The sequence below is a fragment of the Vibrio cortegadensis genome (assembly GCF_024347395.1).
In the GTDB taxonomy this organism is placed as follows: Bacteria; Pseudomonadota; Gammaproteobacteria; order Enterobacterales; family Vibrionaceae; genus Vibrio; species Vibrio cortegadensis.
Genome location: NZ_AP025472.1, coordinates 649,379 through 671,941 on the forward strand (window position 1 = coordinate 649,379; position 22,563 = coordinate 671,941).

Sequence of the window (22,563 nt, forward strand, 5' to 3'; positions counted from 1 at the left end):
TATGGATAAGATTTTAGATCTCATTGTAAATTTTGAAATCAATGAAGAGACGCTTTTTCTCGGTATGATTTTGTTGTCAACATCACTTTTAATAGTGAGTATTAGCTTTATTTTTATGGGGACGCGTTCCCCAATTAAGCGAAAGTTAGAAATCATGCAACAAGAAGGGGGCGGCGCTAAACCTAAAAGAAATCAAACGTTTGATAATACGTTAGAGTCTTTAGCGCCCATAATTTCCTCTCGAGATGTGAAAGAGAAAGAGAGCCTTCGACATAAATTAATGCATGCCGGATTTCATGACAGTAATGCACTGACTATATTTTATGCCATTAAAGTCTTTTCGATGGTTATCGGCTTTGGTGGAGCCGCGGCTTTCTACTTTTTTTTACCTGATTTAGGAAGCCTCAACTTAGTGATGATCGTGAGCGTTGCTGTGGGTCTTTACCTGCCTAATGTTGCGCTTAGTCATTTTGTCAAAAAGCGCCAACGCCGTGTTCGTGGTGGTGTTCCTGACGCATTAGATTTGCTGGTGGTTTGTACCGAATCAGGTCTTGGCTTCAATGCTGCTTTAAGGAGGGTGGCTGATGAATTAATGATCTCCCACCCTGATTTTGCCGATGAGTTGGATACCGTTTGCGCCAAAATTAAAGCGGGGGTCGAGATGTCTGATGCTTTCGAGGATTTAATTGAGAGAACGGGATTAAGTGAGATTACTGGTTTGGTTAATATGCTTTCGCATGCCTCAAGGATTGGGGGGAGTCTATCTCAAACATTGCGAGATTATACTGAAGATTTTAGAGATAAGAGAAACCAAGAAGTAGAAGAAATTGCAGCAAAAATACCGACTAAGATGATATTTCCGCTGCTGTTGTTTATATGGCCATGTTTTTTCATTGTTGCTATTGGGCCTGCGTTGATTTCACTGTCTGATTCATTAGGCAGCTAGGGAGTTTTAATGAATAATTTATGGAAGACGTTCTTTTTAGTATCAAGTCTGTTCGTGCTATCAGGGTGTGCGAGTAGTGAGCCAGAAAAACCAAGTTTTGATAGTTCTCTTTATGAAGGACGCCCAATAGACACCTTAACATCGGATGCGGCGCCGCTGAGTGAAATGGAGGCGATTCAACGAGGTGATATTGCACTAAGTAATAATAATATTGATCTCGCCTTGTATGAATATATACGTGCCCTTTCATTTCCAGACGCTCAACACCAAGATAAAACTTTATACACCATAGGCCGAATCCACCAATCCAGGGATAATACGGTTTATGCAGAAAAAGCATTTCTCGCGTCTGTTGAGTACAATCCGAATAATGTTCAGGTACTGGAACAATTAGGATCAATTTACATGAAGCAGGGAAGTGTTCAGCAAGGAAAAAGTTATTTTTATCGGGCGCTTAATGCCGATCAGGTGAGGTTGAAAAATCCGAATACATTAAGTGATACCGTTGAGCTGGTAGAGATTAGGCAATTGCAAGTGGATAAGGATTCGCCAGCCTTAGCTTATATGGGATTAGGGATTGTTGCTGATATTGAGGCTCAACATGAATACGCAAAAGTTTTCTATCACAAGGCGATAGAGGTAAAGCCTAACTCGGTTAAAGCACTTTTGAATCTCGGTTACTCTTATTATATGAGTGGAAATTACACTTCGGCTAAACGCTATACCATGTCAGCACTGGAAAAAGATCCAAACAATGAAAAAGCACAAAATAATTTAGCGCTTATTTACTTAGGTAAAGGTGAAATTAAGCGGGCGATAAACGTTTTCATGCGCCATATGGATGCTGCTGAAGCGCTGAACAACGTGGGCTATTTTCTTATCCTTCAAGGAAAACCAGACAAAGCGGTGCCTTATTTGCAGCAGGCTATCGATAAGAAACCCTCTTATTATCCCGTCGCAAATGAAAACTTAGAGAGAGCGCTTGCCGAAGTTAGGGCTATTACGCCAGATGCGGCAGAGACATCCAATGCACTTCAGTAGATAGGAGTAATAGAGCCATTCAGTAAATAGAAGTAGTAGAGCCTGCGGGTTGGAATACTCTCGCCAATAGAAGTGGTGATCCATTGTAGGATCACCATTTTTTGTGAATTAATTTGAATGATTTGATAAGAGGGCTCAATCTTCATCATTAATAGTTCATCGCTATAGGTGGCTTATTCCCACCCCAGATACAGCGAAAAGTAGCACTAAATAGACGATGGGTATTTTCCACTGTTTCAGTAAGTAGAAGCCTAAGATCACTGCGGCTATGTCTAAACCTGAAGCGACAGCACTGACAAAAACGGGTTGGTAGAGTGCTGATAGAAGTAAGCCTACAACGGAGGCGTTAATTCCATTGAGCACTCCCGAAACGAAAGCGTTACTTGCTAGGGTTTGCCAGTTTTTTAATACACTAAGAAGCAGTAAAAAGCCCGGAAGGAATACCGCAAGTGTCGCCAGCAATGCCCCGAAAATAGGCGTGTTAGGCAGTAATTGATAACCAATATAGGTAGCAAAAGTAAACATTGGTCCTGGAACCGCTTGAGCTGTGGCATAGCCCGTCAAAAAAGCTTCCTGAGTTAATTGGTCACCAACAATGTTTTGCAGTAGTGGAAGAACGACATGGCCCCCACCAAAGACCAAACTCCCCGCTTGAAAGAAGTCTGAAAATAGCCCAATTTCAGGTGCAGCCTTACTTATGAGCGGTAACCCGAAGAGCAAAAGAGCAAACAGTAAAAGAGGAATCAGTGATATTTTATGTGGGCTTGGGGGCTGGGTTTGTCTGTCTTGTAGCTTGACCGCTCCAACCATGCCACATAGCAATAAAAGAGATACCTGAGTACCGATGCTAGGAATAAGCAGCAGACCTAAAGCAGTGATGACGCATAGAGTGACAGACAGGCGTGATTGGCAAAATTTTTTGTACATTCCCCATGTCGCATCGGCAACGACCACGACGGCGAGAAGTTTTAATCCATGTACTACATTTTGAAATAGAGGGGATTCCGTTAACTGACTGCTTAGAACCGCAAGTAATAACATGATCAAGATAGATGGAAGTGTAAACCCAAGAAAAGCCATGCATGCTCCACTTAATCCTCCTTTTTTATAGCCTATAGCAAAACCTACTTGGCTTGATCCCGGGCCGGGAAGAAACTGGCTCAGAGCGACTATCTGGGCATAATCTTTATCACTTAGCCAATTTAATTTTTCAACGAATGTTTGTCTGAAGTATCCAATGTGGGCAGCCGGACCTCCAAAACTGATCCAACCTAATCCAAAGAAAACTTTGAAGATAGAAAACATAGTGTGTACTCATAAAATTAATCATCGTGGGTAGAGTACGATTTGAATTATAATGATTCAAATTGATAGTTTTTCTAGTATCTATGAATGAAATGGGATTTGATGTGGTTAACTTGAATTGGAAAAATGTGGATTTAAACTTACTGGTTGCTTTTTCTCAGCTATATCAGAGTCGGAGTGTGAGCGCGGCCGCTGAAAAAAGTTATGTTAGCCAATCAGCGATGAGCCACAGTTTATCTCGATTGCGTTTACTGTTTAGCGACCCACTTTTTGAACGTAAAGGCCACAGCATGGCACCGACAGATCGTGCTCACGAAATCGCTCCGATCATAGAAACGATCCTCACTCAAGTTCAAACCGATCTATTATTGACCAACCATTTTTCGCCAAGTCAGTACTCTGGAGTATGTCGAATTGGTTTAACTGACTACGCTGAATTGATCTTTGCGCCAGCGATTTATGATGCGATTCGCCAATCCGCTCCTGATGCTCAAGTCAGCTTTATTAATGTCTCTCGTCACAACTATATTGAGGCTTTTGATAAGGATCGGCTGGATCTTATGGTTGGGAGTATTACGCGATTAGACGATCAATTTGAAGCTCAAAAATTATACACAGAAAAGCATGTATGCTTGTACGATCCCGCCCAGTATCATTTTGGTTCAGAACTCACACTACAAGAGTTTATTGATGCCGAGCATGCGTTAATTAGTCCTGATGGCATACTTGAAACGCAAAGTGACCAAAGATTAAAAGCATTAGGTGTATCGCGGTTCATACCCGTTGCGTCACGCAGCTTTTTGACCGTAAGACGCTTAATTCAGAATCGGAAATTGATTGCGACAGTCCCAAGATTGATGGCTCAGGCTGATATGCTCAATGATAACTTGACCACGGCATTGCCTCCAATCTCGATAGATGACTTTGATATATCAATGATTTGGAATAAGGCCAGAGCGAGTGATGAGAAGCAAATTTGGCTTCAATCTTTAGTGTTGGGTGTTTTTGATTCATTTGAATAATATTGGCCCTGAGCAATTGTATCCAAGCCAAAACTGAGGTTTAAGCTGAACTGAAAATTTTTGATCAGGGTAGTTGGTCATTCGAAGATACAATTTATTCCCTGTTAACAGGGAACTTAACAGTAACACTCCAACGATCCCGTATTGTAAATATCGATGTTTTATTTTTGATGGATGAGAAGCACAAATTGGGTGATGTTTTTTACATGCGGACCAAAAAATAGCGAGTGAGATTACTGCCAGTAACTGGCTAAGCGGAGAGTCGAGAACTCCGGAAACAAGGCTATAAGCAAACCCAGCTAAAACACTTAATCCTGTCACCCGAACCCAGCGATGGTAGGTCGTAATGACGGTTTTCAGTGTGAGTAAAAGTAAAAAACCGTAGCAAAGTAGAGGAATGAGCCCCCAATTTACCAAGACTAAAAGTGCAGAGTTATGTGGGCGACCAAATAATTTGGATGAACATACAAAACCATCACCACCTAGCCCTAACAGTGAAGACAGGGTTATGGCTTCGGCCCACAGCGCCATGCGCCCGGGAGAGTCGGTTCGAACTTTTGGCCATGTCCACAATCCATCATTAAATAGATAGGCAGGTATTGGGGCAAGAAAAACAATACGAAGTAAACAGCCAAAAATAATACTGAATAGCAGTAGTTTAAGTATTTGCGATCTTAAGGGCTTATCAATTTTAGCCCAGATAAGAATGGCTGTAATGATGGCAATGGAAATCCCACGAGCATCCAAAGCAAAAATAATAGCTACATGAGTACAAAGTAGAAAACGTAATGCGTTATAAAGCCATCGCTTTCTTCTAAAACAGAGAGTGAAGTAGAGTGTCGGAATGATCAGCCACACCTGAACTTGATTCAAAAATCGGGCGTTTGCAAATCCAAAAATGGTATGAATATTCGTTTCAAGTTGATAGTAAACTCGAAGCCAAAACCCGACACTGACTGAGAGAAACAGTAAAAGCGTTATCCAGCAGAAATAGCTATAAAGTCGCACTTTTTGGGATTCAAACCCAATAGATAGAAAGGCGGTCAGTAGCGCTAATCCTAAGAAATAGAAGTAATCCGTTTGAGCTCGCCAAAAATCAATACCTTGAAAATTGGCGATAGCTGCAAAAATACCGAAAATAACAAGAACCCACCCAACGCTAAGGCTAAGCTCCGTAAATTGTTGTGTTATACGATCCCGCCAGTGGCGGTCGCTTAAAATAATCAGGTTAGAGATAAGAAGAACGGAGCAGATGAAAACGCGTTTAGCGTCGTACAGTAAGAAGACACTATTTCGAGGTATAAAAGTGTTGAAACATAACACCATGATCCCCAAAAAAGTAAACCCCATCAATAGAGTAAATTTCCACTTGGATTGCACCATACAACGGCCTTCTCTTATCTTTTTAATAGCTTAGACCAAAGTAAGAGCGCTGGCCTTTTAGAGCCTGGTGAATATCAAGTTATGTGAGATCCACCATGTCGATGTGTGGGCGTCTAGTGAGGTTTGTTTATCTATCTGAAGCCACTTCATTGGTTTGGAGTGGTTTCTTTAAAACTAATTGTGGAAACGTTTACATTTTTATTCTTTGATCACATAATGCTCACTGAAAGGTTGGTATGATCTTTGGCGATCAGTATGACTGAATGAGCGTATTAGAAGAGATAAGAGAGGTTATCGTGAAAATTCTTGTGACGGGCGGAGTGGGTTACATAGGAAGCCATACTTGCATTCAAATGATAGAAGCAGGTATGGAGCCTATCATTGTTGATAATTTATGTAACAGTAATATCGCGGTACTTGAGCGTATTGAAACACTGACAGGGATTAAACCTGTTTTTTATCAGGGAGATATTCGTAATGAAGCTTTCCTTGATAAAATATTTTCGCAGCATCACATTCAATCCGTTATTCACTTTGCTGGTTTAAAAGCGGTGGGGGAGTCGGTTGTTAAACCTCTTGAGTATTACGATAACAATGTAAATGGCTCACTTGTTCTTGCTCGATCTATGAAAAAAGCGGGCGTAAAAAGCATCGTATTTAGCTCTTCTGCAACGGTATATGGTGATCCTGACGTTGTGCCTATTACTGAAGAATCGCCAACGGGTGCAACGACTAACCCTTATGGCCGCAGTAAATATATGGTTGAAGAGTGCTTATCTGACTTGCATGAAGCTGAGCCTGATTGGAGTGTGACGTTATTACGCTATTTTAACCCTGTAGGCGCACATCCATCAGGAATCATGGGAGAAGACCCACAAGGAATTCCAAATAATTTAATGCCGTTTATTGCCCAAGTAGCAGTCGGTAGACGTGAAAAATTGTCCATTTATGGAAACGATTACAATACTGTCGATGGTACGGGAGTGCGTGATTATATCCATGTGATCGATTTGGCTGATGGGCATGTCGCAGCATTGAAAGCGGTAGGGGAAAAGTGTGGATTACACATCTATAACCTTGGTTCAGGCCATGGTTCAAGTGTTCTAGAAATGGTTGAAGCTTTTTCTCATGCCTGCGGTAAGCCTGTGCCATACGAAATTTGCGCGAGACGTTCTGGTGATATTGCAGAATGCTGGGCGAGCACTACTAAAGCTGAAAAAGAGCTTGGTTGGAAAGTGACTCGTAGTATTGCTGAAATGAGTGCCGATACTTGGAATTGGCAATCGAAAAACCCTCAAGGGTACTAATTAACTTTATTCTTTGATCTGCCCAAAAATCAAAGAAATGCCACAGAGAAATATGATGTCTACTATTGAATTTAATCCAGTTGATCACCCACATCGTCGCTATAACCCATTAACAGGACAATGGGTTTTAGTTTCACCTCATCGTGCTAAACGACCTTGGAGTGGCCAAGATGAAGCTCTATCTACGGTAGAGCTACCTGTATATGAAGAGAAGTGTTTTTTGTGTCCAACGAACACCCGTATTTCAGGAGATGAAAACCCCGACTATCAAGGGACTTACGTTTTTAATAATGATTTCGCGGCATTGATGCCTGACTCACCTGATGCTCCAGAGTCAAATAACCCCCTATTTAAAACTCAAGGTGTACGAGGCTTAAGCCGCGTGATCTGTTTTTCTCCTGATCACAGCAAAACGCTACCAGAATTACCCGTGAATAAAATTCGCGACGTGGTTAATACTTGGAATGATCAAATTGAAGAGTTAGGTCAAGAGTATTTATGGGTTCAAGCCTTTGAAAATAAAGGTGAGACAATGGGCTGCTCTCAACCTCACCCTCATGGTCAAGTGTGGGCGAACAGCTTTTTGCCAAATGAAATTGAGCGTAAAGAAAAACTGTTGAAGGAATACCATCATCAACAAGGTTCTAATTTACTTGTCGATTATGTTGAATCAGAAATGAAAGATGGCGCTCGAACCGTCGTTGAAACGGAGCACTGGATTGCGGTTGTTCCTTATTGGGCCGCTTGGCCGTTTGAAACCATGCTACTACCTAAAGCACATATTCGTAGAATGAGCGAGTTGAACGATGAGCAACGTGACGATTTAGCGCTTGCGATTAAGAAGCTCACCAGTCGTTACGATAATCTTTTTCAGTGTTCTTTTCCTTACTCTATGGGGTGGCATTATGCGCCTTTCTTTGAAGAAGGAACCGATATCGATCACTGGCAACTTCATGCTCTTTTCTATCCGCCATTATTGCGCAGTGCGTCTGTGCGTAAGTTCATGGTGGGTTATGAAATGTTGGCAGAAACTCAGCGTGACCTTACCGCTGAACAAGCCGCGCAGCATTTACGAGATGTCAGCGATGTTCATTATAAAGAGCAGTAGTTCTTGTTTATGTGCTGTAAAAAACTGAGAAATTAAAGAGATAGCTTTATGACTGATTTAATCAAAAATGTGAAAGACTCATTTAAATCAATATTTGAATACTCACCCACTCATGTTGTCCAAGCTCCGGGGCGCGTTAATCTGATTGGTGAACATACTGACTATAACGATGGGTTTGTCCTACCGTGTGCCATTAACTATCAAACCGTGGTTGCTGCCGCGAAAAGAGATGACAATAAAGTCCGCGTTATCTCTGTTGATTATGGCAATGAAATAGACGAATTTGACCTGACTCAAGCCATTACTTTCCAAGACGGAAAAATGTGGGCGAACTACATTCGCGGTGTAGTGAAGTGTTTGCTTGAGCGTGGTTTTGAACTGGGTGGCGCGGATATTTCCGTAAGTGGTAATGTTCCTCAAGGGGCTGGTCTCAGTTCTTCCGCGGCGTTAGAAGTTGTGATTGGTCAGACGTTTAAAGAGCTTTACCGCCTAGACATTAGTCAAGCCGAAATTGCGTTGAATGGTCAACAAGCTGAAAACGAATTCGTAGGTTGTAATTGCGGGATCATGGATCAGATGATTTCAGCGGAAGGGAATGAAAACCACGCTATGCTTTTGGATTGTCGTAGCCTAGAAACGACAGCGGTTTCAATGCCTGAAGATATGGCTGTTGTGATCATTAATTCAAATAAAAAGCGTGGCTTGGTCGATAGTGAATACAACACTCGCCGAGAGCAGTGTGAAGAAGCAGCTCGCCTTTTTGGTGTTTCTGCTCTGCGCGATGTGACGATTGAGCAGTTCAATTCAAAAGTTTCTGAGCTTGATGAAACGGTTGCCAAGCGTGCTCGCCATGTGATCACCGAAAACGATCGCACAGAAGAAGCGGCCGTGGCGTTGCGAACCCATGATATGAAACGTATGGGAGAGCTGATGGCTGAATCACATGCTTCAATGCGTGATGATTTTGAAATCACAGTAAAAGAGATCGATACGCTAGTTGATATGGTAAAAGAAGTGATTGGCAAACATGGTGGTGTGCGAATGACAGGAGGGGGCTTTGGTGGCTGTATTGTGGCGCTCGTTCCTCCGCGATTTGTGGGTGAAATCAAAGCTACGGTAGAAGCTAAGTATGAAGCAATGACAGGGCTAAATGCGTCGATTTATGTGTGCCAAGCCAAAGATGGTGCGGGTGTTGTTGAAGTGTCATGAGCCTCGTTATTTAGGCGACATGCACCAGTGGTTGGTGATTAATTCGGCCTTATAATGTTAGAAAATCCTCAGTTGTATATGACTGAGGATTTTTATTGGATCTTCTAAAGTGAATAGTTTCAATTTAGATCGCTTTTTCTACCGAATTTCGACGGACTAAAGTGGGAGAAAACTTCATTGGTTCATTTTCTATGGGTAGGCCTTTTGCTAGTTGGAGAGAAAGGCGAGTCGCTTTTTCTGCCATCATTTGAATCGGGTATCGAATCGTGGTCAATTTAGGATGAACGTACCGAGCGATTAATCCGTCGTCAAAACCGATGACTGACACCTGGTTAGGGACTTGAATACCATTATCTTCCAATACTGATAACGCTCCAGCGGCCATGTTGTCGTTATAGCTTACTACGCCTGTCACTGGTAACGATTTTGCCAGTAAGTTGGTCATCGCACACTCACCGCCATCACTATCGGGTTCACCATATTCGAGGTAACTCTTTGGTAATTCGATTTGGTGATCGTTTAGCGCTGCTAAGTATCCCTTCACACGCTGCTCGACATCTTCTATTTTATGAAGTGAGGCGATGCAGGCAATATTTCGGTGACCATGACGGATTAGATATTCGGTTGCGAGATACGCCCCTCTATAGTTGTCTAAGTAAACGCAGCGCTCTTTAATTTCAGGAATATAGCGATTAATAATGACTAATCCTTTGACTTCGTTGGCATAACTGATGAGTTCTTTATCGGATAAAGCCTTGGAATGAATGATCAGAGATTCACAGCGGTTATTGATTAATAATTCAATCGCATGACGCTCATCTTCAGCGTTGTGATTACCATTCCCAATCAATACATGCTTGCCATTTTCACGGGCGATGTTATCAACGGCTTTCACTAGAGTGCCAAAAAAAGGGTCAGAAACATCAAAAACTAACACACCGATAGTATTCGTACTTTGACTCACTAAGGCGCGAGCGTTAGCGTTGGGGCGATAACCCAATAATGCCATCGCTTGCGTGACTGACTTTATTGACTTTTTACTCGCTTTTGGTGATTTGTTGATGACTCGAGATACTGTCGCAACCGACACTCCCGCTTCACGTGCAACATCTTTGATGGTCGCCATAATTTGCCTCATTACTCTTCTAGAGGTATTTAACAACGCTTGTGTAAATATGGCAATGACTCATTTAATTCCAGGAGGATTAATGTTGTTACTAATTGTATTTTAAAGAAATATATTAAATGTAAACGTTTCTTATTTTTATGGGTTTGATGGCGATTTTTCTGAAGGGCATTGATTTATGTTAATGGCGAGTATTAATGCTATTTATTCAATAAGGGATAATAGAAATAAAAACACACTAAAGAGTCTTTTTGACTCTGTTTGGTTTTGTCTTTTTGACAACAAAAATGTATTTTCATTGTCTTAACCCTTTAATTATAAAGCATTAAATTCTTGGCCTGAATAATGCAATATGAAATGAGAATTCTTGCTAAACTATTATTAGTGCTTTATCGGGAAGTACCAATAAAGGAGCCACCTTGCTAAATATTACAGACAAAAGTGTTGAAGAGCGTATTCCTGCCTATCTTCGCCTTGGTTTTCGTCCTTTCTTTTTCTTAGGCAGCATTTACGCTGTTATCGCGATTATTGCTTGGGTCATTATGTTCCAAAATGGCCAACCAGACATGCTGCAAGTCCCTGCTTTGTGGTGGCATGTGCATGAGATGCTGTTTGGATTTTCGATGGCGATTGTGGTGGGTTTTGTATTAACTGCAGTGCAAACATGGACTGGAGTCAATGGAACCAAACACCATCGTTTGGCTTTACTCGTCATGCTTTGGGTTATACCTCGAATTTTATTTTGGACTCCTGCTCCTCTATGGTTTATTTCATCCATTGAGGCTCTCTTCTTAGCGCTGTCGGCTTATGAGATCGGGTTTAGAGTGGTACGTTCTAAAGGATGGAAAAATCTGTTTTTCATTCCGCTCTTTGTGCTTGCCATTGTGGCTAACTTTGCTAGCTATGCCACGATAAAAGGAATGCCTCCATTTAGCTCTGCGGCTGTGTGGCAGGCGATGTTGTGGTGGTTTACATTATTATTGTCAGTGATGGGTGGGCGTGTGATCCCATTCTTTACGGCCAAACGCTTTAATTTCGAGAAAGCTCAACCATTGGTGTGGTTAGAGTGGGTGGCAAATTTGCCGTTAGTGAGCTTGTTCGTATTGAGCTTCTTCCCATTAACTTTTTCTCAAATTGGGCAAGAGGTGATGTTATTTGCCGGCATCGCGCAGTTTGTCCGTTTCGCTCGCTGGAAACCGTGGACAACTTTAAGTGAGCCGCTTGTCTGGAGCCTGCATAGTGCTTACCTGTGTATTCCATTAAGCTTGGTGTTGCGTGGCGTGATTGATAACCCATTTGTCAGCCATAACATGTTGCACTTATTTGCGATTGGCGGACTGGGTGGTGTGATTTTAGCGATGATAGCTCGAGTCACAATGGGCCATACGGGTCGTGCTATTTATAAAGGCCCAAGTATGTGGTTGGCCTTTTCTGCTGTTTTACTTGCGGCTTTAGTTCGTAGCTTAGGCGTCGCCTTTATGCCAGAGCAAATGATGCTGATGATCAATATTAGTGCTGTGTTATGGGCGCTGTCATTTGGTATGTTTGTGTGGAAGTTTGGAATGATGTTATTAACGCCAAGAGTTGATGGTCATCCTGGATAATTCACGTGATTAAATGAAACATAAAAAAACCGAGCTCAAATAGAGCTCGGTTTTTTATTATCTGTAGCGAGAAACTCAAAGCTTGGAATTGGAACCGTCAGCCTGAATTAATTAGTTATTACTGTGAAGTTCGCTGTTTAGCTCAACCGCAGATTTATTGGTTAAGCACTCAATTTGACCAGTAATTGAGTTACGACGGAAAAGAAGATCAGTCTTACCAGCAAGGTCACGTGCCTTAGCAATTTCTACTTCTTGGCCTTGGTTATCTAGCATGCGAACTTTTGTTCCTGCAGTAACGTATAGACCTGACTCTACCGTACAACGATCGCCCATAGGGAAACCAAGGCCAGCATTTGCCCCTAACAGACAGTTCTCGCCGATAGAGATCACCATAGTACCGCCACCAGACAGTGTACCCATGATTGATGCACCGCCACCGATATCAGAACCATTTCCAACCACAACACCTGCAGAAATTCGACCTTCAACCATGCTCACACCTGTAGTACCAGCATTGAAGTTGATGAAGCCTTCATGCATTACAGTTGTGCCTTCACCCACATGTGCGCCAAGGCGAACACGGGAAGTATCAGCGATACGAATTCCTGTTGGAACAACGTAATCGACCATTTTAGGGAATTTATCAACGCAATCGACCGTTAACGCTTCACCTGCAAGACGAGCATCAATTTGACGTTCTGCAAGCTCAGGTAAATCGATAGGGCCTTGGTTTGTCCATGCAATGTTATGTAGCAAACCAAAAATGCCATCTAATACTGTGCCATGTGGTTTCACTAGACGGTTTGAGATAAGTTGTAGTTTAAGGAAACCTTCCGCGACCGATTGAGGCTTCTCATCTGTTGCGAGAATAACGGCAACTAATGGCTGGTTTGATTGCGCCGCTTTTTGAGCGAAAGAAGCATTTGCAGTGTCATTGTTTGCTGTGAATACAGCAACAAGCGCTTCGCTTTGAGCCGCTGAAATTTCAAGGGCTTGGTTGCCTTCAGTGTAACCAACCACTTCAGCGACAGCAGAAACGAGCGCATCGCTTGGGTTTAAGAGTGGGCTAGGAAAAAATGCTTCAATGATCTTTCCATCACGGTTTTTAGTTGCTGTGCCGAAGGCAAGAGAAAAAGTCGCCATTATTTAATAATCTCCATATTTGAATTTGTTTCAGTGGGCCAAGCTTTATTGTCTTTCTATGCTGAGCAGGCTTGGACCGTTAAAATCATTTGTTGATAAACATCATAGAGAGAGCACCCTTCAGATGAAAGAGGGCGCGGGTAGAAAGTCTGTAAATAGATATGTGTTGTCTTTATAGCGATAGCTGTCGTCTATAAGAAATTAGCGTGATAGACGTAAAATCAGTTTAAATTGCGAGTGCTTTATAGGCTTGTTCAATCCCTTCGATTAGCATCTGCATTCCAATAACAGCCAAAATAAGCCCCATCATTCTAGTGACTACATTCAATGCGCTTGGTCCAATTGCTTTGACAAATTTTTCTCCAAAAACAAAGAGCACATAGGTTAAGGCACACAGTAACCCGAATGAGATGATGGTAATCACCATTTCGTAAATGCCGCCAGTTGTTGCGAAGTTCATCGCGGTTGCGATGGTTCCTGGTCCGGCGAGAATGGGCATAGCTAATGGGGACACGGCAATACTGAGCGCAGAATCATTTTGCGCATCTGATTGAACCTTTTCTTTTGCTTTGCCGTGAGTGGAATCACCTTGCAGCATGTGAAAACCGATCAAAAACACTAATATTCCGCCAGTAATACGCAGTGCATATAGCGTAATGCCAAAGAGATCGAAAATAAGACGGCCTGAAATAGTAAATACAGAAATGATAATGAAGGCGATCAACACTGAACGAAAAGCGATAGATTTAACGGTTTGACGATTCTCACCATTGGTTAAACCAAGAAAAATCGGAGTATTGGCGATGGGGTTCATTATGGCAAAAAAGCCCATGAAAACCGTAATGGTGTGGATAATTAGCTCTTTCATCTCTTTCCTATTAGCAAGTATTCGTGGTATGTATCAGCATCATAGAAGATATTGAGAATAAAAAATAGCCAGCAAATTGCTGGCTATTGAAAATTGATATTGAATCGAAAGTAGACGCTAAATACTTATGCTGCGTCGTCTTCTGCTTCATCCGCCACGGCTTCAACCGCTTTTGGTTTTTTAGGCGTTGGCTTGCGTTTTGCGCCTAAAGCATAAAGCACTTCTTCTTTATTTTTCGCAAGGTACATCGCAAGCTCTTCTTGCTTACCTTCATCTTCGATGAGCTCACTACCATTAATCAATGTAAAAAGCTCATCTGCCATATCTAACATTTTGTCGTAAGCGTCAGCTTCAGCTTTAGAGGTAAAAGTCATCTTTTCTTCTCCGTTGCGCTCGACCACGTACTTGACGATTACAGCCATGGTTATTCCTCAATAATTGATAACTATTTCTACTGGCTTTTTATACAGTTTCAAGTTTTAAATGTCCAGTTGAAGGCAGAGTTTTGAGAGTTGAACGGTTAGAGAACCGACATCACCTCCTGATTTATAGCATTACTTTTGTATTGATTGGCAGTAATGCATGAAGGCTTTTAGCAGCGGGCTCTGATATTTCTCCTTATGGACTAACAACCAAAAGCGTCTTTTCATATCGAGAGGCGTTTCAATGAGGGCAACACGTCCGTCGTTGATGGCGGTATTGACGGCCAAGCGAGATAAGCAAGCCAACCCAAGCCCTGCTGAAACGGAGTTAATAATTGCTTCAGTGGTATTGAGTTCAAAAGCTTCATGCCAACTCTCTAAGCGAGGGGCAACGGTACGTAGGAAAAACTCACGAGTGCCCGATCCCGGTTCTCGTAGTATCCAATGACTTTGCTCTAATTGATGCAGTGCTATCGGCTGGCTACTTGAGGCTAATGGGTGATGAGTTAATGGGTGATTAGGTGCGGCAACAATGCACATTTCATCCTGACTAAATTGGCGTGATATCAATTCAGGGTTCAATGTTTTCCCTTCAATTAGCGCAATATCGAGTTCGTAGTCGATCAGCTTTTGGCAGATCAACGCAGAATTTGAAATGAACAAGCTTTGAGATAGATGTTGGTACTGTTGACGAAACCCACTGAGAAGAAAAGGGGCAACTTGGTTACCAATGGTGTCGCTGGCGCCAATTTTAAGACTGCCACTGAGTGGTTGATTGTCTTCAAAAAGGTCATCGATTCCTTTTGCCCGATGTAATAGCTCATCGGCAAGCGGCAAGAGTTTTTGACCTTCTTGATTCAGAATTAAACGGTTATTAACGCGGTCAAACAGTGAATGTCCCAGCTGTTTCTCTAACTCGGATAGTGCCATGCTAACGGCTGCTTTGGAGAGAAATAACGCTTCGGAAGCGGAGGTTAAAGTACAGTGCTGAGTAACAGTGACAAAAACGTTTAGTTGCTTGAGTGACACATTATGAGCCATTTACTCTCTCCATCTAATTACTTGCGCCAACTTATTACTTACGCCAACTTATTGCTTACGTGAACTAAGCAAACATTGATCGTTGTTAGGATAATGCGAGTTCGTTAAGTATATCTTAACGCCTGTTTAATATGATTAGATATATCAGAACGTATTGCAAGCGTATGATGACGTCATCGGAGTTTACTGCTGTTGCAGATTGTCCAATAGCTCCAAAGTGAGGCGGAAATGATAAATAGAATGAAACTTAAAGTGATGGGAGCGCCAACTCCTATGGCTGGGCTCGCACTGGCTATTGCAAGTTTAGGGTGGAGTTGGGAAAACATGGTTGATTGCGGAGGCTACGCACAATGGACGAGTGCGGTGATAGCGTCGATTTTATTGGCCATTCTTGCGGTTAAGTTTTTAGTGCATCGCCATTTACTTCGTCAAGACTTAGCGCATCCGGTTGTTGGAAGTGTCGTCCCGACATTTGCGATGGGCACTATGATTGTTTCAAGCTCTGTCGGCCACTTTTATCCAATTGCTGGTGATGTCATTTGGTTGGCTGCGGTACTATTGCATGTCATCTTTTTGGCTAGTTTTATGTATCACAGAGCAAAAAATTTCGAGTTACATCATATGGTGCCAAGCTGGTTTGTACCACCTGTCGGCATTATTGTTGCCGATGTGGCTTTTTCGGGCACGCCAGCACTACAACCTATTGCTGATATAACACTACTGTTTGGCATGGTAGCTTACGCCGTGATGCTGCCAATTATGATCTATCGCTTAATGTTTACGCATGAAATTCCGGATGCAGCAAAACCGACGATTGCTATTCTCGCGGCGCCAGCCAGCTTATCTTTGGCAGGTTATCTCAGTGTTACTTCAAGCCCGTCACCGGTTGTGATCGCGACTCTATTTGGTATCGCGATTTTAATGACAACAATCATCTATCTCGCGTTCTTTAAATTGTTGAGATTACCGTTTAGCCCTGGGTATGCGGCATTCACATTCCCGATGGTAATAGGAGCAACGGCACTGTTTAAAACTGCGAACTGGATGCAAAGTGTTGGTGTTGATGAAGAGTACGTGGCTCAGGTGTGGTGGTTAGCAGGAGTTGAATTGTGTGTTGCCACGGCTGTGGTAGGGTATGTTGCGATTCGTTACTTTGCTTATTATCAGCCATATAAAATGAGACCGGTAGCGCTCTCATAACAGCGTTAGGCTATCTATTTGATGAAAGAATAAGCTTGTTAAGATGATAAAACCTAACAAGCTTATTTTTTTGTTTCTGTTTGGCTACATAGCGTTTTCTACTGTAAACCTAAAGGTGCCGATCTCTTTTAAAAGCCACGACTTATTAAGAAACACTACTTATTAGAAGCAACGCTCTAAAACACTATTTTCTATAAAAGCGAGACATGTCTTCTAGTGACTTTTGTATCGCATCAATAGGAATCTTTTTATCAGATTCTGGCTGCAACTGATTATCAAGTTGGCTTGAATTGCCTGCTGGGTTGACGACAAGCATCGTCTCTTTGCCAACAAGCGCATAATTGTAGTAACTGCCTGAGATAAACCAATCGCGCGGTGTTGAACCATCAAACAAGTTTGCCCCTACACTATAATCAGACACATCTGATTGAGTAGTAAAAAGCGTATCCATTAACGTCGGAACGACATCGAAGTGAGTGGTGCGATAATCGATCTCTTTTACGACTTTATTTGGTTGATAGACGTATAACGGCACATGAATTTGAGCCTGACTATAGTTGCCAGTATGCCCCCAGTAGTTCAGTTTATTATCATTAAACTCTTCGCCATGATCAGAGGTGATCACTACGATGGTATTGTCTAGATCAACCTTTTCGAGAACTTTCCCAATTAACCCATCAATATAGAAAAGAGAGTTCTTATAGCGGTTATGGTAAGGCTCAGGATCAAAGTCATTATCAAGAAGAATATGATCCACTCGAGAAAGATAAGGCTTGAATTTAGCCCCTTCAGGCTCTGGAAATTCAGTGCCATGCGCAGAGTCGTAGAACAAAAATCCAAAGTAAGGTTGCTCACTCTCCTGCTGTTGGAAAGCTATAAAGTCTTCGGTGATCCTCGCATCGCGTTCTACTTGAGTGGTTCCCGGTGTGCGCAATCGTAAATTGTCTACCTGCTTAAAGACAGTGCGCGACAGTGGCGGACTGGTTAAAGCCGCCGAGCCGAAAATCCCCATGCGGTAATTTGATTCTTGTAATTTATCCATAAAGAGTGGCGACACTTGATTGGCGTAAAAGGTGTTCCAATAGGTCGCAGGTAAACTATAAAACAGGCTGAATATACCAGCTTGCGTAGAATTCCCACCGCTCATGTGTTGATTAAATTGACTGCTCTTGATTTTGAACTTGCTCACGTTCGGCATGATCTCAGCGTTGCTGTCATTAAATCGCCATGCATCAATCAATATGAAAAGTACGTTTGGTTGTTTCTCTTTCTGCTGAATCTCAACTGGCATTGATGGATATTGTAATTCCGTTTTTTCACAAGATTTAAACTCCACCCGCTTTTGTTGAGCAAACTCTTCGCTGACAAGCTCGTGCTCATAAATAAATGAGCGGGCAGTGAGTGGGTAGTAAAGAGGCCAATTACTGGTGAATTGACTTACTTCATTATCGAACGTTGCGTTTTTCCATGCATGAATCGCTTGGCTGCTGAGTAGTAGGGCGAACCACACTGAAATCATCACGTACTTCACTTTACTGCGAGCTAATTTATTACTTAGCCATAAGGTAACGCCGAACCCAATAGTAAGAGCGAATAATTCGGCTATGAATATCAACGCGCTCAGCCATGAAACATTGAATACTTCATTTCCAGAATCCAGAAACATTTTGATCAGTAATGCATTGATATGAAATTTATAGTGTTGAAAAACCGTAATATCGATTTTTAGTGCGATTAGAATGATGATCGCTATGGTGGCACAGATAAATTTGAAACTCTTTGTGGGTAAAAAACTCGCGACGATTGTAGTTAACAATAGAGGAAAGCAGATAAGCCCTAACCATCCGATTTGGGTTGCTGCGAGATAAAATACCTGTAAGAAACTATATTCCTGAGAATTGACGGTGAGTAAATACGGGTAACAGGCGATAGAAAGATAAAGACTGAAACAAGAGAAAAACGCGATGAGCCAAGCGTTATTATAAGAGAGTCTTTTCAGCATAAATACGAATCCAAATCAAATTAGGGCAGCAGTGTAAAAAAGCGACGGAGTATAAAACAGTGTTTTTTATCATGCAATCAGAGATTTGTATGTCTCAGTATGTCAGTGTTTGTCACTCTGGTGATCTGTACCAGCGTCATCTTTGGCTATCTCACTGAATGGCTTGTAATCTTTCTGGTGACATCTCTTTTTTTTACCGTTGGGTAGGCTGATATTTCTCTAGAATCGAGGTGCGATATGATAATCTCTTAAAACGTCGTCATCGGAAAAGTGTGAGTGCATTTTGTTTTCTGTTTATCATTCCAACAAAGTAGATAGCCTAAAAATCCTGTTAGTCCATTTAGCGAAAAGTGAACCGCTAGATAACCCATTTGAACAAGAGCAAATCTTGGTGCAAAGCCCGGGAATGTCGCAGTGGTTGAAAATGGAACTCGCCAAGGAGTTTGGTGTGGCGGCGAATATCAACTTTCCTCTTCCTGCTACTTTTATTTGGGATATGTTCACCCAAGTGCTTCCTGATGTACCAAAGCGAAGTGCTTTTAACAAAGAAGCCATGACATGGAAAATCATGCATATCCTTCCTTCAATGTTGGACGAAGAGGCTTTTGCTCCCTTAAAGCAGTATCTAGAGCAAGATGACGACAAATCTAAGCTTTATCAATTATCTGAAAAGATCGCCGATATTTTCGATGGCTATTTAGTTTATCGACCGGAATGGATCGCCAGTTGGGAAAATGGCCTCGTAGTCGATGAACTCGAAGGCACTCATCCTTGGCAGCCGATGTTGTGGAAAGCGTTATACGATTACACCCTTGAGCAAGGCCAATCCAAATATCACCGTGGTAATTTGTACCAAGATTTTATTGATGCGTTGGCTCGCTCTAAAGATAACCTCAGTCATCTGCCGAAGCGCCTTTTTGTGTTTGGTATTTCATCTTTGCCTCCACGCTATATGGATGCGTTGAAAGCGCTGGGCGAACATATTGATGTTCATCTCATGTTTACCAACCCTTGTCAGCATTATTGGGGCGATATTCGAGACCGAAAAACATTAGCTCGAATTGAATCGAGAAGTTGGAATCGTCTCTCACTGCAAGATGATCTTTTAGAACGCCAATCCACCTCGTCATTATTAAAAGGTTCCATTGAAGATAACCTTGAAGATGATCTGCATACCAATAGCGCCGTCGGAAATGAGTTACTGGCATCGATGGGAAAACTTGGTCGTGACAACCTTTATCTGCTTTCTCAGCTTGAGTGTGATGAGAATGATTTTTTCATGTGTGTCGAACGCGATAATTTACTGCACCAACTGCAAGCGGACATCCTCAATTTAGAACAGCATCAAAACGATGAAATTTTAGATTCAAGCTTCCATAAGCAGCAAGTAGATATCAATGATACCTCGCTGACGGTTCATGCATGCCACAGTCCAATGCGAGAGGTTGAGGTATTACACGATCAGTTGTTGGCGATGTTTGATGCTGATACCAACTTAAAACCGCGCGATATTATTGTGATGGTGGCGGATATCAACGCGTATAGCCCCGCGATTCAAGCGGTATTTGGTAATGCTCCTGGTGAACGTTATATATCTTATTCGATTTCAGACAGAAGTGCTGATCAAGAGAGCCCGATCCTTTCAGCATTCATGCAGTTGGTGAATTTACCCAATACTCGCTGTTTGGCTTCAGAGCTGCTGGAGCTGTTAGAAACGCCTGCGATGATGCTGAAGTTTGGCCTTAATGAACAGCAGTTTGAGCAAGCCAAGCAGTGGGTTGAAGAGTCAGGGGTTCGTTGGGGGGCAGATGCCAATACTGCCACAGAATTTGAACTTCCAGCGACAGAGCAAAATACTTGGTTGTTTGGTATTCAACGGATGCTATTGGGTTATGCGATGCCAGAATCTGCTGGGTTATTTTCCGCACCTAATAGCAACATTTCAGCCTATAACGAAGTGCAAGGTATGGGCGCTGAACTGGCGGGGAAATTAGCTCATTTCATCGAACTTATTACTCACTACCGCCAAGCGTTGAATCACACTCAGTCGATTGATGAGTGGCGAGAGATCTTGAACGGTTTACTGAACGATTTTTTTCAGGTTGAGCTAGAAGGCGAAGTGGTATTGAAGTCTATTCGAGACTCTTTAATTCAACTAAAAGAGCAGCTTAGTGATGCTGGATACGAGGCTGATATCGCCCCGAGTATCTTAAGTCAGTATTTGCAAAATAGGCTATCAGGAACGCGAGTGAGTCAGCGTTTCTTAGCTGGCCAAGTTAACTTTTGTACCTTGATGCCAATGCGTTCTATCCCATTTAAAGTCGTCTGTTTGTTGGGCATGAATGACGGCGTATATCCGCGCTCAATGCCACCAGAAGGTTTTGATCTAATGAATGGGCCAGCCAAAGCGAGAGCAGGGGATCGTTCACGCCGAGATGATGACCGTTACCTTTTCCTTGAAGCCATGTTGTCAGCGCAGCAAGGTTTATATGTCAGCTATGTTGGCCGTTCGATTCAAGATAATACAGAGCGCGTGCCTTCGGTGCTGGTGTCTGAATTGCTTGAGTATTGTCAGCAGAATTATTGTTTACAAGGTAGCGAAAGTTTAGCCAGTGATGAATCAGGTCAGCAGCTGCTTAATGCATTGGTTGAGCATCACGCGATGGTGCCATTTAGCCCGAATGCCTTCATGTCGGCAGACGTGCAAGCATCCTCAGCGGTTGAGCATTCATCTTCTATTCGTTCGCAACAGAGCAGTTACGCCAAAGAGTGGTTACCTGCGGTTAATCGCCTTGGTCAATCAAGTGATGACTTCAAGCGCAAGCTCGGGGACTACTTATTGGATGTGGTTTATCCCCTTGAGTTGGATTTGGTTGAGTTGCAAAAATTCTGGCGTTTACCTGTTCAGTATTTTTTCAACCGCCGATTAAAAGTGGTGTTTGAAGCGCCTTTACCCGTAATGGAAGATGATGAACCCTTTGTTTTAAATGGATTAGACAGCTTTAAACTTCGTGACCAGTTGTTGGATGTGTTATTGACGGCGAAACTGCACACTCATCAAGATCCGAAAGCTGCACTGAACGGTTTTATTGAACAACAAAGAGCACAAGGGAAGCTTCCTGTTGGTGCGTTTGGGGATATTGAGTTTGAAACCAATCGTGTTCAGGCCGAACAGTTAGTCGAAGAGTTAGCCTTTATTTGCGGTAAACCTATTGATGATATTGAAATTGATCTCACCCTCAATGCTCTTGCGAATAAAGAGACCGGTGAAGAGAATGCGGTTCATCTAACGGGTTGGTTGACCAAGCATTACCAATCAGGATTAGTGCGATATCGAAGTGGAAAAATTCGTCCTCAAGATTATCTCTCCGCGTGGATTGATCACCTGAGTTGCGCGGCAATGGGGCACTCGAAAACAACGCACCTCATTGGCTATGATCGCAAAGAAGGCGTAGTGCATATGATGTATCCTCCGATGAAAGATCGTAGTGAGGCTCTCGATATTTTAAATGAGTTGGTGCGCCTGTTTTATCAAGGTATGACCGAACCTTTGCCTTATTTCCCTAAAACGGCTTTGGCTGGCGTTGAAGCTGGGTTCAGCCGAGGAAACTGGGTGGATGATGAAGAAAAATCACTGAAAAAGATGGCCGATACGTTTAATGATGGCTACGCCTTTACTGGTGAAGGGCGAGATAGCTACATTGCGAGAATTTGGCCAAAATGGGATGACGAACTCGCGTTGCAAGCTCGTTTGTACTCAAGTTTAGTGATGCAAGGGCCAAGGCTTTGGGCGAAAAACGCCAGCGATATTGAGTAAAGTCAGGACGCATGCTTAA

At 42.5% G+C, this 22,563-nt stretch carries 18 protein-coding genes; 9 read left to right on the forward strand and 9 right to left on the reverse strand.

Translation table 11 applies throughout. The features are described 5' to 3' along the window. Position 1 precedes the first annotated feature (1 nt). A complete protein-coding gene (locus OCV39_RS03075; protein ID WP_261888909.1) occupies positions 2-946 on the forward strand; it encodes a type II secretion system F family protein in 945 nt (314 codons plus the stop codon). Positions 947-955: 9 nt separating this feature from the next. Next, a complete protein-coding gene (locus tag OCV39_RS03080) occupies positions 956-1,987 on the forward strand; it encodes a tetratricopeptide repeat protein (RefSeq protein WP_261888910.1) in 1,032 nt (343 codons plus the stop codon). Here the strand turns inward: OCV39_RS03080 and OCV39_RS03085 are convergent. Both OCV39_RS03085 and chrA read right to left on the reverse strand, forming a co-directional pair. Continuing rightward, positions 1,981-2,136 carry a hypothetical protein gene (locus tag OCV39_RS03085; RefSeq protein ID WP_017054057.1) on the reverse strand — a complete coding sequence of 52 codons (156 nt, stop codon included), beginning with the start codon at positions 2,134-2,136 and terminating at the stop codon, positions 1,981-1,983. The two genes, OCV39_RS03080 and OCV39_RS03085, sit on opposite strands and share 7 nt — an antisense overlap. A gap of 13 nt (positions 2,137-2,149) precedes the next feature. After that, positions 2,150-3,292, reverse strand: a complete 1,143-nt coding sequence (gene chrA, locus OCV39_RS03090) for a chromate efflux transporter (protein WP_261888911.1) — start codon at positions 3,290-3,292, stop codon at positions 2,150-2,152. Between the two features lie 92 nt (positions 3,293-3,384). Here chrA and OCV39_RS03095 point away from each other — a divergent pair, with 92 nt between their 5' ends. Continuing rightward, positions 3,385-4,314, forward strand: coding sequence for a LysR family transcriptional regulator (locus tag OCV39_RS03095; protein WP_261889463.1), 930 nt, complete (start codon positions 3,385-3,387; stop codon positions 4,312-4,314). On the opposite strand, the gene OCV39_RS03100 is transcribed toward OCV39_RS03095, so the two are convergent. After that, positions 4,303-5,697 carry an O-antigen ligase domain-containing protein gene (locus OCV39_RS03100; protein ID WP_261888912.1) on the reverse strand — a complete coding sequence of 465 codons (1,395 nt, stop codon included), beginning with the start codon at positions 5,695-5,697 and terminating at the stop codon, positions 4,303-4,305. The two genes, OCV39_RS03095 and OCV39_RS03100, sit on opposite strands and share 12 nt — an antisense overlap. 296 nt (positions 5,698-5,993) lie before the next feature. Between OCV39_RS03100 and galE the strand changes: the two genes are divergently transcribed. Genes galE through galK form a run of 3 tightly spaced genes read left to right on the forward strand, consistent with a single transcriptional unit; the run spans position 5,994 to position 9,321 of the window. After that, a complete protein-coding gene (gene galE, locus OCV39_RS03105) occupies positions 5,994-7,004 on the forward strand; it encodes a UDP-glucose 4-epimerase GalE (RefSeq protein WP_261889464.1) in 1,011 nt (336 codons plus the stop codon). A 55-nt stretch (positions 7,005-7,059) separates the two neighbouring features. Further along, positions 7,060-8,112, forward strand: a complete 1,053-nt coding sequence (locus tag OCV39_RS03110) for a UDP-glucose--hexose-1-phosphate uridylyltransferase (RefSeq protein WP_261889465.1) — start codon at positions 7,060-7,062, stop codon at positions 8,110-8,112. Positions 8,113-8,160: 48 nt separating this feature from the next. Beyond that, on the forward strand, positions 8,161-9,321 hold the full coding sequence (gene galK / locus OCV39_RS03115; RefSeq protein WP_261888913.1) for a galactokinase: 1,161 nt from the start codon (positions 8,161-8,163) through the stop codon (positions 9,319-9,321). A 124-nt stretch (positions 9,322-9,445) separates the two neighbouring features. Here the strand turns inward: galK and OCV39_RS03120 are convergent, their stop codons facing one another. Next, entirely contained in the window at positions 9,446-10,447 is a 1,002-nt protein-coding gene (locus OCV39_RS03120; RefSeq protein WP_261888915.1) for a substrate-binding domain-containing protein, read from the reverse strand. 419 nt (positions 10,448-10,866) lie between these two features. On the opposite strand from OCV39_RS03120, the gene OCV39_RS03125 reads away from it, so the two are divergent. Further along, complete coding sequence (locus OCV39_RS03125) at positions 10,867-12,051, forward strand: NnrS family protein (protein WP_261888916.1); 1,185 nt, start codon at positions 10,867-10,869, stop codon at positions 12,049-12,051. A 111-nt stretch (positions 12,052-12,162) separates the two neighbouring features. Here the strand turns inward: OCV39_RS03125 and dapD are convergent, their stop codons facing one another. The 4 genes from dapD to OCV39_RS03145 form a co-directional block, all read right to left on the reverse strand. Then, complete coding sequence (gene dapD / locus OCV39_RS03130) at positions 12,163-13,194, reverse strand: 2,3,4,5-tetrahydropyridine-2,6-dicarboxylate N-succinyltransferase (RefSeq protein ID WP_171755959.1); 1,032 nt, start codon at positions 13,192-13,194, stop codon at positions 12,163-12,165. A 226-nt stretch (positions 13,195-13,420) separates the two neighbouring features. Beyond that, positions 13,421-14,062: a MarC family protein gene (locus OCV39_RS03135; RefSeq protein WP_017054051.1), complete on the reverse strand. Its 642-nt coding sequence runs from the start codon at positions 14,060-14,062 to the stop codon at positions 13,421-13,423. Positions 14,063-14,187: 125 nt separating this feature from the next. Beyond that, on the reverse strand, positions 14,188-14,484 hold the full coding sequence (locus tag OCV39_RS03140) for a YebG family protein (RefSeq protein WP_017054050.1): 297 nt from the start codon (positions 14,482-14,484) through the stop codon (positions 14,188-14,190). 132 nt (positions 14,485-14,616) lie between these two features. Next, positions 14,617-15,525, reverse strand: coding sequence for a LysR substrate-binding domain-containing protein (locus OCV39_RS03145; RefSeq protein WP_261888917.1), 909 nt, complete (start codon positions 15,523-15,525; stop codon positions 14,617-14,619). A 228-nt stretch (positions 15,526-15,753) separates the two neighbouring features. On the opposite strand from OCV39_RS03145, the gene OCV39_RS03150 reads away from it, so the two are divergent. Beyond that, complete coding sequence (locus tag OCV39_RS03150) at positions 15,754-16,725, forward strand: TDT family transporter (RefSeq protein ID WP_171755961.1); 972 nt, start codon at positions 15,754-15,756, stop codon at positions 16,723-16,725. A gap of 184 nt (positions 16,726-16,909) precedes the next feature. Here OCV39_RS03150 and OCV39_RS03155 read toward each other — a convergent pair whose 3' ends face one another. After that, positions 16,910-18,727 (reverse strand): DUF3413 domain-containing protein, encoded by a 1,818-nt coding sequence (locus tag OCV39_RS03155; RefSeq protein ID WP_261888919.1) that lies wholly within the window; start codon positions 18,725-18,727, stop codon positions 16,910-16,912. A gap of 283 nt (positions 18,728-19,010) precedes the next feature. Between OCV39_RS03155 and recC the strand changes: the two genes are divergently transcribed. Then, complete coding sequence (gene recC / locus OCV39_RS03160; protein WP_261888920.1) at positions 19,011-22,544, forward strand: exodeoxyribonuclease V subunit gamma; 3,534 nt, start codon at positions 19,011-19,013, stop codon at positions 22,542-22,544. Positions 22,545-22,563: the final 19 nt, after the last annotated feature.